Raw genomic sequence first — 12,785 nt, 5'->3', positions numbered from 1 at the left:
TCAATTCTTATAGTTCGTTGTCTGCTTGATCAGATTATCGATCTCGACCATCCCGGGCATCATCTCCAGCTGGCCGCTCTCCACGCTGTTCAGGCCCGAGAGCTCCAAGAGCAGCTTATCAAGCTTCAGCAAGATCTCCTCATTATCTTCCGCAGCCGCTTTTATAAAATTAATATATTTGTTATATACTTCAATTTTCTTCTCCATAAATTGCTCTGAAAAGTCCCCAGAGTCGCGTTTCTTTCTGATGAATAGGTAGTCCTCTTCATCGAACGCATTCATTTTATTGATGATGCTGCGGATATTCATAAAGAATATCTTCTCCACCTCAGAGATGACTCCGTCAAATTTCTTGTAGCTCATCTCGGACGCACTGAAGATCTGCAGGAGGATATCCCGTATAATTTTGTTCTTCTTCTGCAGCCGCTCAATCTGATCGAGCAGCAGTTCAATCGTTTCTTCGAATGTTTTGAGATCTCTGTGATCGTTCAGCTCTTCGATATAATCCTCGGCCGCCGTTATTTTATGAGTTGGATCTGCTCTCTCCGGCTCGGCGAAGAGCTTATAGTTGCCGTAGATCAACCCGGCCCCGCTCAAGAAGATGAACGCGCTGCCAAAGGCCGTCGCCAACGCACCGCCTCCGAAGAGCACCTCCGGCAAGACAATTATGTTGGCTGCGGCAACGCCCAAGTTCAGGCCCAACAGTTTAATCTGCCTTTCTCTATCCATCTGCTCTTGCCTCAGATTTTTCTGTGCGCCCCTTCTCCGGATACGGAAGGATTTCCGGTCCCGGACGGAAGTTTTCCAAAAATAGCTCGATCTTTCCACAGAAGACGATTAAACTCATCATGGAGAGTTCCGGGCCAGCGCCTGATCGCCCTCCAATATCCCCGATCAATGCAGCTCGGATAACCTGGCCGTCGAACTCCTCTTTCCTCTTCTGAAGCCTGTCAGATATATGAAGCCAGGTCGATCTGATCGTCTTCCCTCCAATTCGTTCCTAGTGTACGTTATAGGATTTAGGATTTACGCACTCTGCAGTACTGTCTTATATTTACTGGTCCATATATAGATACACAAGTCAAATTGTGGCAGCGCACCTTCGCAGCAGAGCTGCTGAGTATCTGTTAAAATAGACGCCCTCAAACAGATCTTATATCCTGAACTAACCAGTCCAGAAAGTCCAGGAAGTTTTGTAGGGCGGTATCGCCCTTCAACAGGGATAGGGGAAAAGTGGGGACTCGATTACTGAAATGGGATGTAGATCTTCCCGTACGTCCAAACCCCAATCGTCCAGTAATATGGCCCTTTATGATCCACTTTCGGAGAGAAAGAGCCGTCGTACCTCCCTCTACCCCAAGCGATCAGGTCGGTCTTCTCCTTTGCCCACTCGTAGATTCTTCTTTCTGGCAACCTCAACGTTCCCGACGTCATATCTACTTTCCAAACTCTGAAAAAATTTCTCTTCGTCCCACATCTCTCCCCTGGAATTCGGTTCTGACTTCGTCGCTGCTGTTTTGCCGATGACCTGGGGACCAAGGTCTTCAGCCCCTCGCCAACATACTGTCTCATCTCCACCGCCAGAACTTCGGCCGGATCCATCTGACCGTTCAGAAACTCGACGATCCTCCCGAGTTCGGGCGAGATTCCGTCTGCCACGAAGACCTGCCTTATCTTTCCCGCTTGCAGATTGGTCTTAACTCGATCCCAAAAATACTCGACGGCCTTCTCGTCCTCGGGATCTGCCTTCAGAAGATCTGCCACCTTCCGACGAGAATCACCACCTTCCGACTCACAGGCCGCCTCGAACTTGGCCCTGATGGCGTTCATGGGCCAATAAACTGTTGCGTTGGCAGCGTAATCCAGCATCTGGCCTACAACCTCCCGGCGAATCCTGGAGTCGCTGCTTCGCTTCACCTCCACCAGGGTGGGAACACCGTCCTGATCCAGAAACAGGTGGTCCAGAGACCGGCGATCGCGACCGTTCTCCTCTTCGGGGATGCCCATCTCCCGAGAGATCAGAAGCCATCGGCGAGGTTCGGACTGGTCGATCTGGTCGCCCGCCAGAAGGTGGGGATACTTTTCTAGCAGGGTTTGAGGTAGGTCCTCGCTAGCGTAAACCTCCTCCTCCAGCGGCTCTAAAGTTCCCTCTTCCTTCAAGAGATAGATCTTCCCGCTCATTCCAGACCTGCTCTTACTTCTCTGTCACCGGGACGTACTCGACGCCGGGCCTGCGCCTGGCGACCTCCATCCGATAGAGCTTCATCAGGTCATAGACCTCGGCGGGGACGTCGGTCTTGACGCAGTCGCCGAGGAGCCTTTTTGCGTCGTCGGCCAGGAAGGGGTGGTCGTGTGTGTACTTACCGGAGACGAACTCCTCGATGATCAAGCCCGCCTTGTCCCCGTCACACTTGCCGTCCAGGATCGTCCTCACCAGGCCGTCCATCTGGCTGAGGGCCTTTTGGGCCTGGTCGGCGAGGACGATCGTCTTGTCGTCCACCTCGTCGATCTTCTTCTTCGCCATCAGCTTGACGAGGGAGGTGGCGGGGTAAGATCCGGTCCGGTCCCCCAGCTGGGGGTCGACGGGCCCGAGGGCGGCGTGGGGGTCCATGATGATCTCGTCGACGGCGAGGGCGATGAGGGTCCCGCCGCTCATGGCGTAGTGGGGGATGATGACCGTCTTTCTCGCCGGGTGGGCCTTCAGAGCCAGGGCGATCTGAGTCGCGGCGAGGGCGAGACCTCCGGGCGTATGGAGGATCAGGTCGATGGGCACGTCCTTGGGGGTGGTCCTTATCGCCCTCAGAACCTGCTCGCTATCGTCGATGTCGATGTACCTCGCGAGAGGTATCCCCAGGAAGCTCAGGACCTCTTGCCGGTGTATCAGGGTCACCACCACCGACCCCCTCTTCTTGCCCATCTTGACCAGGAGCCGCCTTCTGCTCTGCTCCAGGTACCTTCTCTGGATCATGGGGACTAAGAAGAGGATCAGGAAGAAGATGATCCATATGTTGCTCAGGAGGAATTCGGGCCCCATCTGGAGCAGGATCGGTTCGAACATTCGATCTACAGAGGCGATGAAATTCTATTTAAAATTTGTTGAGGCATCTCGAAGGCCGGCGAACTTGCTGTCGCCCATCTTCTCTATAAAAAGAATTTAATAGTTTGTGGACGGCGGGACTACAGAGGCTTATCCGATGGCTGGAAGTCGCGAGCAAAAAAAGTAAACATCTTTGAGCGGCATAAGCGTGGACCAGTCTGAGACTGTCCAGAGGTGAGGAGATGAGCAACGAGAGGAAGATGATCGAAGCGGGAGACGATGCTCCCCCGTTCTGCCTTCCGGACCAGGATGGGCGAGAGGTCTGCCTTGAAGATCTCTCGGGAAGATGGGTCGTCCTCTACTTTTATCCGAGGGACAACACCGCCGGATGCACCAGAGAGGCCCTCGATTTCACCCAGAGCCTGGAGGAGTTCCGGGCCCTGGGAGCCGAGGTCCTGGGCGTGAGCCCCGACTCGCCGGCGAGCCACCAGCGGTTCAGGGATAGGAAGGGGATCGGGGTGAGCCTTTTGAGCGATCCCGATCACTCGGTCCTCGCGGCCTACGGCGCCTGGGGACTGAAGAAGATGTACGGCAAGGAGTACCAGGGCGTCTTTAGGAGCACAGCGATCATAGATCCCGAAGGGAGGATCGCCCGGATCTGGAGGAGGGTCAGGGTGAAGGGGCACGCCGAGGAGGTCAAGGAGGCCCTGAAATCCCTCTCATCGGCCGAATGAGAAGACGAGAGTGTCGACGGCATAAAAAATAAAAAATTTTTTGAGATCAGATCCTCAGACGGGCTTCCCCTTCGCAGGGATCAGCTCTCTTTCGCCGTCGGCCTCCACCACCCAGAACTGCATCGCATCGCTTGCGGAACAATCGGGGCTGTGGACGTCTGTCGCTGTGGCGAAGAAGACGTACTTTCCGCTGTAGAAGCTGTCGAGCACCTTGAAGTCTGCGAAGACGTAGGCGTCGCCAGGGTATATGTCGGGCATGAAGGTCCCTATGATGTGAGTCTTCGGAGTGGGGTCGACGTAGCCGTAGGAGATGGCGATCCTCCTCTTTTCGTCTTGGTTATTGGCCACCGAGACGTTGTAATATACGGCGTTGCCGTAGTTGTAGATCAGTTTATTCACGCCGGCGTTGACGATCAGGCACGGCTCGGGACATCGATCGCAGTCCACCGGGAACCGCTCCACGGCGCTCCAGCCGCAGACCCTTCCGTAGACGGTCACCTCTACCGTTCCCGCCTCGCCTCCGCAGACCGGATCGACGACGGCACAGTAGGCGTTCCTCTCGGGGTCGTACTCCAGATCGTATCTGCGGCTATCCGCCTCAGGGCACGCTACGAAGATCCAGGCTTCGGTGTAGCCGGGGCTGTAGGGTATCGTCAGGCCCTCTCTCCCCTTCAGCTCGACGCAGGCCTCGAGAGCGCCCTCGTCGCAGCTGACGTCGGCCACGATATCGAAGCTGCAGCTGATGATCCCCGTGATATCCTCAAGGATCGGTGCGAGGTTCACGCCGGACCTGATGAGGTAGAACTTGCCCCCAGTCTCAAAGGTCATCGTCTTTATCGAGTCCTCGTCGGGGCCTACGGCATAGACCTTTATCCCCTGGGCGGCGAGGTCGGAGATCACGCTGTTGAGGGTATCTCCCTCCTGGTTGCAGCGGTCGCCGTCGGGATGGGCGGGAGCGTCGGTGATCAGGATCACGATCTTCGCCGCGTCGCCGCCCCTCCACTTCTGGTCGATGGCGGTGTGCATCATCGCCGCCAGGATAGACTCGGGCTCGTCGCCGCCCCAGCCCAGACTCAGGCCGTCGATCCAGGACTTGAAGGTGTCAGAGCTTCCCGTCAGCGTCCCGCCGTTGTAGACTCTGTAAGGAAAGTCATCGGACCCTCCACAGGGACTCGGACCTCCACAATCGTAGTCGAAGTCCCGGAACTCGGTCAGACCGAGGCGGTAATCGATGCCCGAGGATGCCAGGTTGTCGGCGAAGGCCTTGGATATGGACTTCATCTCGTCGATCTCTCCACCCATGCTCCCGGTGGTGTCGAAGACGAAGACGATATCGGCCTTCTTCCCTGAGGTGCAGTCCATATACCCCTGGAGCTCCTGGCATAAGCCTGTAGGAACCGCTTCCAGGTCCTCGGGAGTTACCACCTTCAGAAAGGCCGCCTCCTCGGGGGGAACCTCGGAGGGTGGCTGCGATACGGCCGGTGAAAGGTACAAAGCAAAAAGGATAACCGCCACTAAAACTGTAAATCCTCCTCTCATAGCCTCTGCTCCAATAAGCTCGTATTTGGGCATGATCGGAGCTCTGGCGGCTTTGGCCATAAAATTTAAACCCGAGCCGCCCTCTTGCATGAATCGTAAAGGAGGATTCTCGTTTGCTCGAACGGCTCAAGAAGTCTCTCTTGGAGGCGCCCATCTACAAACGGGGCGATTACAACTACTTCATCCACCCCATAACCGACGGCGTACCCGAGGTGAGGCCGGATCTGATAAGGGAGGTGACGACCCACATAATCCGGACCGCAAACCTCGACGTGGACAAGATCGTCACCATCGAGGCGATGGGGATCCACATCGGTACCGCCCTCTCCCTCTCTACGGACATACCCCTCGTTATAATCAGAAAGAGGAAGTACGGCCTTCCGGGAGAGATCGAGGTGAGCCAGGTCACCGGCTACTCCAAGGGGCAGCTCTATCTGAACGGCGTATCTCCCGGGGACAGGGTGATCGTCGTCGACGACGTCATCAGCACCGGGGGCACGGCCCTGGCCACCCTGGGGGCGCTGAAGGCGGCGGGGGCCGAGGTGGTGGACGTCGTCGCCGTGATAGAGAGGGGCTCTGGTGCAGAGAGGCTGAAGGGCCAGGGCTACCAGATCAAGACCATGCTGAGGGTCGATGCCGACGAGTTCGGGGTCAAGATCCTCGATTAGGTCCGCCGTTGCTCGAGCTGGCTCTGACCGATGGTGTTGGCTTTGAGCCTAGAGGGGGACCTCAGGGCAGAGACCGAGAAGTGGCTCCTCAAAGCCGAGGAGGCGATGGAGACGGTCTCGGCCCGGGGCGATGAGGGGGATAGGTTTCTGGCCAACGTCGCTGCCTATCTATCTGACTGCCGGTACTTTCTGGAGAAGGGCGACCTGATCAGGGCCTTTGAGGCCGTGATCTGGGCCTGGGCCTGGATCGAGATCGGCGAGGATGTAGCGATCCTGATCCGCAAGGTCTGACCTCCCCCCAGGCTCAGAAGCTGCATCCTCCCAGATGCCCGCCGTCGTGACCTTTCCATGCCGGGATGAGACTCCGGGAGGTGGCCGTTATTTTTAGGAATTGTCGACAAGGTTATTAAGGATCAGATCCAAGAATAATCTAGTAGGTTCGGTTTTTGCCCCGGGCGGCCCGAGAGAATCTCGGTCGCCGTATGGCATCCATTTTTTCCGGATCAATCTGAAGAGACGAGATGATTTTGATGGCGCACCTATCAACTTCCAGTCTCGAGGTCCTGATGGCCGAGGTCAGTTGGAGTAAGTTCCGAGACCATCTTGTATTGATCGCTGCGGCGCTTCTCCTCCTACTACTGGCGATGCACTGCATCCCTGAGTGCCCCCCTCGCTGAGGAGGTGGTCTAGATAAAAGATGGCAACTCTAATGGCAACTCTATAATCAGATGATCAGAAGTCAGATCATCAGAGATGCTTGGCCATGTAAGGCTCCGCCAGATGGTAGCCGTGCCGCCTGTAGTAGGGCCTGGCCCCGATGCCGCTGGTGACTTCAAGTGAATCGTATCCCTTTTCCAGGGCGATCTCCTCGGCCTCGGCCAGGAGCCTCGATCCTAATCCCCGGTGCTGCCAGCCGCCCCTCTTTCCGAGGGGGGTCATGGGGCCGTAGACGTGAAGCTCCCGAACGCGGGCTTTCTCCGATAGCCTCAGCCGCAGAAAGCCCGTCAGAGTGTCGTCCTCCCCCTCGTAAGAGAGGAACCGCTCCTCTCCGCCGCAGGCCCGGTACGCGATCTTCCTCAAGGAGACCTCGGCCCCCTCTGAGATGCCCCGCAGACCTGCCTCCCTGCACCTGATGCAGCTGCAGCCCCCCCCCCTCGCCTCCAACCTCACCCTTGCCAGCTGGCGGAGGTTGCTCTTCTTGACGCCGGCGGCGATCGCGGGGGCCGGGATGTCCCTCTGGACCCGCTGGAGCCTGGTATAGGGGGGGATAATCTCCTTGATCCGGGATATCAGGTCCGCGGCCTCGTCGTCCGCCAGGGGCGAGTACTCGCCCCGTAGGTAGCGGTCGTAGAGCTCGGTCCCCTCCACCACCAGGGCGGGATAGATCTTGAGGTAGTCGGGCCGAAACTCCTCCTCCTCGAAGAGGGCCCGGAAGCATCGCAGATCCCGCTGGAAATCGGAGCCGGGAAGCCCCGGCATCATGTGAAAGCCCACCTTTAGCCCCGCCTCTCGGAGGGCCCGGTTAGCCTCGATCGAGTCCCTGACGGTATGGCCCCGCCTCATCTCGGCGAGGAGGTCATCGTCGGTGGACTGGACCCCCAGCTCCACCTTGGTCCCACCGAGGATGAGCATATTTCGGATCTGGACGGGCCTGCACCAGTCGGGCCGGGTCTCGAAGGTGGTGCCGACGTTTCTGACCCTCGACGACTCGTTCTCTCTGGCCACCTCCCGGAAGCTCTTCCGGGGTCCTGGGGACTCAGAGCCCTTCAGTCCTCCGTCCTGGTGAAGGTGATCGTTCATCGCCTCCAGGCACCCTTTTACAAACCAGTGCTGGTAGCCGAGGGGCCTGGAGGTGATCGTCCCGCCCATGATTATCAGGTCCACCTTGTCCAGAGGGTGGCCGATCTCCTCCAGCTGGCGGAGGCGGGTTCTCACCTGGCGGTAGGGGTCGTAATCTTGCTGGATCGCCCGGAGGGCTGCAGGCTCTCTGCCGGTGTAGCTCTGGGGCGTGGGGCAGCCGTCCCTCCGGCCGACGCCTCCGGGGCAGGGGACGCAGACCCCGTGGGGGCAGGGAGCCGGAGAGGTCATCGCCGCCACCACCGCCACCCCCGAGAGGGTCCGGGTCGGCTTTCTCACCAGGAGCTTGAGCCGGTCCCGTTCCCCCACCTCTGCTGCGGCCAGGATATCGGCGTTCTTGGGAAGGTCGGAGAGGCCGAACTCCCTTGCGACCTTCCGCTTGGCCCTCTCCAGCTCCGCCTGGGTGGATATCGAGCCTGCGAGGATGGCCTCGACGATCTCCCGCAGCCCCGCCTTCAGCCCTACTCGATCCAGTGGACGGCCTCCGTCATATCCCGGCCCGGTGGCGGGGCCGGTCTCTCGTCGGGCCAGCCTATGGAGACCATCGCGGTGGGGACGAGGCGGCGGGGGAGGTTCAGGAGATCTCTTGCCACCATCTCGTCGAAGGCGCCGGTCCAGCAGCTACCAAGCCCGAGATCGCGGGCCGCAAGTAGGAGGCAGGTGGTGGCGGCGGCGGCGTCCTGGATCGAGTAGAGCTGGCCCCGATCGCCGTAACGCGTCCCGGACCGGGCCGGATCGGCGCAGACGACCACCACCACCGGCGCCGCTGCTAGGTGCTCCTGGCCGAAGGCGGCCACCGACAACGCCGACCTCAGCTCGGGGCTGATGACGACGTAGTACTCCCTGGCCCTGAGGTTTCCGGCCGAGGGCGCCGTCTCCGCCGCCTCCAGGAGCGAGAGGATCGTATCCCGGCTCACGGGCCGGTCAGAATACCTCCGCACAGACCTGCGGCCTTCCAGGACTTCTTTGAAGTTCATCCTCTTTTGATCGCCCCTGCCGGATATTAAAATTTGTGATTGATCCGGAGGATCGAAGTCAGGAGGCGCAAGGAAGAGGGAGAACGGCGGAAGGCACAAGGCGAACGGAAGACGCGAACGGAAGACGCGAACGGAAGGCGGAAGGCAAAAGATAAAAGCCCCCAGGGTACCTGCTGGGAGTTGGTGTGCTTATCCATGATCAATATCGCCATTCCAAAAGGTAGCTTGCAGAACCAGACCCTCCAGCTCTTCGCTCAGGCGGGGCTGGAGATCAAAAGGACCGAGCGGGAGTACAACGCCAGGATCAACGATCCCCGGGTGGGGAAGGTGAAGATCCTCCGGCCTCAGGAGATCCCGAGCTACGTCGCCAAGGGCTACTTCGACCTGGGGATCAGTGGGACCGACTGGGTGGTGGAGTCGGGGGCCGACGTGGTCACGGTGGCGGAGCTCGACTACGGCAAGCAGGGTCCCGGAAAGGTCAAGGTCGTCGTCGCCGTCCCCGAGTCCCAGGGGGCGGAGAGCGCCAAGGACGTCCTCCCCGGGTCCAGGATCTCGACGGAGTATCCGAGCCTGACCAGGAAGTTCTTCGAAGGGCTGGGCATCCCGGTGGAGGTGGAGTACTCCTACGGCGCGACGGAGGCGAAGGTCCCCGAGCTTGCGGACGGAGTCGTCGACCTGACGGAGACCGGATCGACCCTGGTCAAAAACGGCCTCAAGATCATCGACGTGATCCTGGAGTCCACCTCGGAGCTTATCGCAAACAAGGACAGCTGGGCCGATCCCGACAAGAAGGAGGAGATCCAGGCGATCGAGACGATGCTCTTCGCCGTGACCAGGGCCAGGGGGAAGGTGCTGATCGCCCTTAATGTGCCCGAGGACCAGATCGAGGACGTGATCGCCCTTCTCCCCAGCATGAAGAGGCCCACGGTCTCCAAGCTCTACAACTCCGGCTACTACGCCGTCCAGTCCGTCGTCGACCGGTCCGGGATCAACCTCCTCATCCCCCAGCTCAAAAAGGCAGGGGCCGAGGACATCATCGAGGTTGCCATATCCAAGATCGTGCCCTGACTGCGGACTACAAAATGTGGGCGCGGAGAAGGATAGGAGAAGGATGAGAAGAGCAGGAAGAAACGAGGTTTTGTGGTTGGCGGGCGTGAAGGGATTCGAACCCTTGATCTACAGCTTAGGAGGCTGCCGCCTTGTCCTGGCTAGGCTACACGCCCACTACGGCTTTCTGAGGGGGAAACTCGTATATCAAGCTTTCCGGCGAAGGGTAGTGTTGGGTGGTGATTCTGTGGGGGTAGATGCGGGTCGATATTCATCATCTCCAATAATTGGTATTCCAGAGTGAAACTAAGTCCAATTCGCTCCTCTTCGCGACCCACCCGCCCCACCCTTTTCCAAGAGTAGAAGGGTAGCCGAAAGCCGCCCCCTACAACCTCACCTCCCCCTTCTCGTAGAGGTCGCGCGCCACCTGCGCGAGCGCCTCGCCCTTCACCTCCTCGCCGTAGGAGGGGAGGAGGGCGATCCGCTTCTCCCCGAACTTGGCCCTGATCTCCTCGATGTATATCTTCTGTGAGGCGGCCCGGCGGCGGCAATAGTCGCAGTCGCAGGGGGCCATCACGTGGTTTACGATGATCGAGTCGACGGTGACCTCGTGGGCCTCGACGGTTCTGATCAGCCGCTCGCTCTCCAGCACCGCCGCCTTCTCGGGGATGGTGACCACGGAGATGGTGGTGATCTCGGGGTCGATGAGGGCGTTTCTCATCGTCTCGGCCTTGGTTCTGAGGCGGCGGACCTCCTTGACGATGGAGTCGCCGAAGCCCGGCTCCAGCATGTTGAAGATCCCCGTCCACCTCGACTTCATCCCCAGAAGGCGGGTGACGACGCCGGTGGTGACGTCGGGGAGCTTCAGGAGGGGAAGGACCAGGGCCGTTGGGGCCGAGTCGATGACGACTACGTCGTAGTCGCCCTGCATGTAGACGTCGTAGAGCCGGTCCATGAAGATCAGCTCGCCGACTCCGGGGACGACGCCGAAGTCCTCGGGCCGGACCTCGAACTGGAACATCTCGAAGAGGGCTCGAAAGAGACTCCGATAGCTGGCGTAGAACTTCTCCGCCTCGGCCGCAAGGTCCGGCTCCACGGCGTCGAGGCTTCCGGCGATCTTCGTGGGCCGATCACCGATCTCGACCTCGAGGAGGTCGGAGAGGGAGTGGGCGGGGTCCATGGAGAAGGCGAGGGTCTTCTTTCCCTGCTGGGAGGCCCAGATGCCCGTCGCCGCAGAGCAGACGCTCTTTCCGACGCCACCCTTCCCGGCCATGTAAACCAGTCGCATGAAGTACGGACCTACTGGGCGAGATTTACCCCTTTTGCTCTTTCTCCGATCAGAACACCCTTCTGTCATTCCCGTTGCGAAGTTTTAATATGTGATCGATCCTTTCAGCCCCTCCAGAGACTTATCGAGGAAAGGGGCATGACGAGAAATATCAAGGTCGAGCAGATAAGCCAGCAGCCAATCGAAGAGCAGATGATCGAGCTTGTAGAGAGGAAGGGGATAGGCCACCCCGACAGCATCGCCGACGGCCTGGCGGAGTCGATCAGCTGCGCCCTCTGCCACGAGTACACCGACCGGGTCGGGACCGTCCTCCACCACAACACCGACGAGACCCAGCTCGTAGCCGGCAGGTCCAGGCCCGCCTTCGGAGGCGGCGAGATCATCCAGCCGATCTACATACTGCTATCGGGGAGGGCCACCCGGTTCTTCGGCGATGAGGAGATCCCGGTGGACGTCATCGCCCGGAGAACCGCAAGGGAGTACCTCAAGAGCGTACTCTGCAACATCGACGTCAGCGACCACGTCATCCTAGACTGCAAGATCGGGACCGGCTCCTCCGACCTCCAGGACGTCTTCAAGAGGAAGGTCCCCGGCGCCAACGACACCTCCTTCGGCGTCGGCTACGCCCCCTTCTCCGAGACCGAGACGGTCGTCTACAACACCGAGAGGTTCCTGATGGAGCTGAAGAGGAGGATTCCGGCCATCGGCGAGGACGTCAAGGTGATGGCCATGAGGTCTGGCGAGACCATAAACCTCACCGTCGCCTGCGCCATGGTCGGAAGGCACCTCGACGACCTCGATGACTACATGGAGACGAAGCAGGAGATCGTCCGGGAGATCGAGGAGAACGTCTGCTCCTGCGCGAAAAGGGAGGTCAAAGTCCAGATGAACGTCGCCGACGACCCCGAGTCGGGATCTGTCTACCTCACCGTCTCAGGAACCTCCGCGGAGATGGGCGACGACGGGTCCGTGGGAAGAGGAAACCGGGCCAACGGCCTCATCACCCTCAACCGGCCCATGAGCATGGAGGCGACCAGCGGCAAGAACCCCATAAGGCACGTGGGCAAGATCTACAACCTCCTCTCAACCCAGATCGCAAACAAGATCGCCGCCGAGGTGGACGACGTCGGCGAGGTCTACGTCAGGATCCTCTCCCAGATAGGTAAGCCCATCGACCAGCCCCACATGCTCAGCATCCAGACGACGGTGAAGGATGGAGCGAACTTCGCCGCCGTCCAGTCCGAGGCAGAAGAGGTCGCAAACCAGTGGCTGGACGACATCCTGGTGATCCAGGAGAAGCTGATGAAGGGCGAGCTGAAGACCTTCTGAGAAAGGGAAAAAATCTATTCCGTCAGAAGTCGAAGAGGGACCTCTGGCGGTCGTCCTTCTCCGGCTCTGCAGGCTCGGAGCCCTCGCCTTGGTTCGTTGAGGGTTCCTCTTCCGGCTCGGCCTCCTCGACCGGCCCCTCCTCCAGATCGCTGGCCTTCGAGCCCGCCTCGGGGTCGTCTTCGTCGCGAGCATCTTCTTTGCTCTTATCCGCCTTTCGGGGCTGCTCCCTCTTTTCGGCCTTCTCCGGCTTTTTGGTTCCGCCCCAGGCGATCTCGATCTCCGAGACCCTCTCCTCTTCGAGAAGCTCCT

12 protein-coding genes, 1 tRNA gene and 1 pseudogene are annotated in these 12,785 nt (G+C 59.4%); 5 read left to right on the top strand and 9 right to left on the bottom strand.

Going from position 1 to position 12,785, the window contains the following annotated elements:
• The 3 genes from ACP5EL_RS01995 to ACP5EL_RS01985 all read right to left on the bottom strand — a co-directional run bounded on the left by ACP5EL_RS01995 (position 1) and on the right by ACP5EL_RS01985 (position 3,058).
• Positions 1-729 carry a hypothetical protein gene (locus tag ACP5EL_RS01995; RefSeq protein ID WP_428400767.1) on the bottom strand — a complete coding sequence of 243 codons (729 nt, stop codon included), beginning with the start codon at positions 727-729 and terminating at the stop codon, positions 1-3.
• A 516-nt stretch (positions 730-1,245) separates the two neighbouring features.
• A complete protein-coding gene (locus ACP5EL_RS01990; RefSeq protein WP_428400766.1) occupies positions 1,246-2,160 on the bottom strand; it encodes a hypothetical protein in 915 nt (304 codons plus the stop codon).
• A gap of 34 nt (positions 2,161-2,194) precedes the next feature.
• On the bottom strand, positions 2,195-3,058 hold the full coding sequence (locus ACP5EL_RS01985) for an SDH family Clp fold serine proteinase (RefSeq protein ID WP_428400765.1): 864 nt from the start codon (positions 3,056-3,058) through the stop codon (positions 2,195-2,197).
• A 221-nt stretch (positions 3,059-3,279) separates the two neighbouring features.
• On the opposite strand from ACP5EL_RS01985, the gene ACP5EL_RS01980 reads away from it, so the two are divergent.
• On the top strand, positions 3,280-3,771 hold the full coding sequence (locus ACP5EL_RS01980; RefSeq protein ID WP_428400764.1) for a peroxiredoxin: 492 nt from the start codon (positions 3,280-3,282) through the stop codon (positions 3,769-3,771).
• A 54-nt stretch (positions 3,772-3,825) separates the two neighbouring features.
• On the opposite strand, the gene ACP5EL_RS01975 is transcribed toward ACP5EL_RS01980, so the two are convergent.
• Positions 3,826-5,265: a vWA domain-containing protein gene (locus tag ACP5EL_RS01975; RefSeq protein WP_428400763.1), complete on the bottom strand. Its 1,440-nt coding sequence runs from the start codon at positions 5,263-5,265 to the stop codon at positions 3,826-3,828.
• A 158-nt stretch (positions 5,266-5,423) separates the two neighbouring features.
• Here ACP5EL_RS01975 and hpt point away from each other — a divergent pair, with 158 nt between their 5' ends.
• Positions 5,424-5,978, top strand: coding sequence for a hypoxanthine/guanine phosphoribosyltransferase (hpt, locus tag ACP5EL_RS01970; protein WP_428400762.1), 555 nt, complete (start codon positions 5,424-5,426; stop codon positions 5,976-5,978).
• 30 nt (positions 5,979-6,008) lie between these two features.
• On the top strand, positions 6,009-6,269 hold the full coding sequence (locus ACP5EL_RS01965) for a DUF357 domain-containing protein (RefSeq protein ID WP_428400761.1): 261 nt from the start codon (positions 6,009-6,011) through the stop codon (positions 6,267-6,269).
• Positions 6,270-6,725: 456 nt separating this feature from the next.
• Here ACP5EL_RS01965 and ACP5EL_RS01960 read toward each other — a convergent pair whose 3' ends face one another.
• On the bottom strand, positions 6,726-8,309 hold the full coding sequence (locus tag ACP5EL_RS01960; RefSeq protein ID WP_428400781.1) for a tRNA uridine(34) 5-carboxymethylaminomethyl modification radical SAM/GNAT enzyme Elp3: 1,584 nt from the start codon (positions 8,307-8,309) through the stop codon (positions 6,726-6,728).
• The gene (locus tag ACP5EL_RS01955) at positions 8,297-8,812 is read right to left on the bottom strand and encodes a nitroreductase family protein (RefSeq protein WP_428400760.1); all 516 of its coding nucleotides are present in this window, start codon (positions 8,810-8,812) and stop codon (positions 8,297-8,299) included. Before ACP5EL_RS01955 ends, ACP5EL_RS01960 begins: the two co-directional genes overlap by 13 nt.
• Before the next feature lie 195 nt (positions 8,813-9,007).
• Here ACP5EL_RS01955 and hisG point away from each other — a divergent pair, with 195 nt between their 5' ends.
• Positions 9,008-9,880 carry an ATP phosphoribosyltransferase gene (gene hisG, locus ACP5EL_RS01950; RefSeq protein ID WP_428400780.1) on the top strand — a complete coding sequence of 291 codons (873 nt, stop codon included), beginning with the start codon at positions 9,008-9,010 and terminating at the stop codon, positions 9,878-9,880.
• 77 nt (positions 9,881-9,957) lie between these two features.
• Here the strand turns inward: hisG and ACP5EL_RS01945 are convergent.
• A tRNA-Arg gene (locus tag ACP5EL_RS01945) sits at positions 9,958-10,035 on the bottom strand.
• Positions 10,036-10,244: 209 nt separating this feature from the next.
• On the bottom strand, positions 10,245-11,147 hold the full coding sequence (locus tag ACP5EL_RS01940) for an ArsA family ATPase (protein ID WP_428400759.1): 903 nt from the start codon (positions 11,145-11,147) through the stop codon (positions 10,245-10,247).
• Positions 11,148-11,285: 138 nt separating this feature from the next.
• Between ACP5EL_RS01940 and ACP5EL_RS01935 the strand changes: the two genes are divergently transcribed.
• Entirely contained in the window at positions 11,286-12,476 is a 1,191-nt protein-coding gene (locus ACP5EL_RS01935; protein ID WP_428400758.1) for a methionine adenosyltransferase, read from the top strand.
• A 22-nt stretch (positions 12,477-12,498) separates the two neighbouring features.
• Here the strand turns inward: ACP5EL_RS01935 and ACP5EL_RS01930 are convergent.
• Positions 12,499-12,785: pseudogene (locus tag ACP5EL_RS01930) on the bottom strand (replication factor C large subunit); the annotation flags it as partial.

Origin of the sequence: Methanocrinis sp. (assembly GCF_049974945.1) — an archaeon.
Taxonomy (GTDB): Archaea; Halobacteriota; Methanosarcinia; order Methanotrichales; family Methanotrichaceae; genus Methanocrinis.
Note: the sequence above shows the minus strand (reverse complement) of the source record. Positions and strands in the feature narration are given on the sequence as shown.

Coding starts and splice junctions, on each gene's coding strand:
- ACP5EL_RS01995 (WP_428400767.1), bottom strand. CDS start 729: ATGGATAGAGAAAGGCAGATTAAACTGTTGGGCCTGAACTTGGGCGTT.
- ACP5EL_RS01985 (WP_428400765.1), bottom strand. CDS start 3,058: ATGTTCGAACCGATCCTGCTCCAGATGGGGCCCGAATTCCTCCTGAGC.
- ACP5EL_RS01980 (WP_428400764.1), top strand. CDS start 3,280: ATGAGCAACGAGAGGAAGATGATCGAAGCGGGAGACGATGCTCCCCCG.
- ACP5EL_RS01965 (WP_428400761.1), top strand. CDS start 6,009: ATGGTGTTGGCTTTGAGCCTAGAGGGGGACCTCAGGGCAGAGACCGAG.
- ACP5EL_RS01955 (WP_428400760.1), bottom strand. CDS start 8,812: ATGAACTTCAAAGAAGTCCTGGAAGGCCGCAGGTCTGTGCGGAGGTAT.
- hisG (WP_428400780.1), top strand. CDS start 9,008: ATGATCAATATCGCCATTCCAAAAGGTAGCTTGCAGAACCAGACCCTC.
- ACP5EL_RS01940 (WP_428400759.1), bottom strand. CDS start 11,147: ATGCGACTGGTTTACATGGCCGGGAAGGGTGGCGTCGGAAAGAGCGTC.
- ACP5EL_RS01935 (WP_428400758.1), top strand. CDS start 11,286: ATGACGAGAAATATCAAGGTCGAGCAGATAAGCCAGCAGCCAATCGAA.